Source organism: Bifidobacterium ruminantium DSM 6489 (assembly GCF_000770925.1).
GTDB lineage: Bacteria > Actinomycetota > Actinomycetes > Actinomycetales > Bifidobacteriaceae > Bifidobacterium > Bifidobacterium ruminantium.
Genome location: NZ_JDTK01000067.1, coordinates 1 through 206 on the forward strand (window position 1 = coordinate 1; position 206 = coordinate 206).

Consider the following 206-nt stretch of genomic DNA (forward strand, 5'->3'; position numbering starts at 1 on the left):
GGTTTCGGGTCGCGTTTGGCTCGTTTTCGACACGCCGATAGAACGTTGGATTTCCAACGGTTTCACGCTTCGTCATGCCCGTCGGGTTGCGCGTTTGCGGGTTCTTGTGTAAGTTTATCTCTTGCTGCTCAGCACGGCGGCCTGGCTCCTTGAGTTTGGGGCGGTCTGCTGGTGCGGTGGTGGTTTGAGAACTCAAGAGCGTATTT

General features: G+C 55.8%; 1 protein-coding gene. It reads right to left on the minus strand.

Translation table 11 applies throughout. The annotated features are described in order from the left end of the window. Positions 1-206, minus strand: a 206-nt coding sequence (locus OU26_RS10395; RefSeq protein WP_206537856.1) for a hypothetical protein, incomplete at both ends; no start/stop codon positions are given.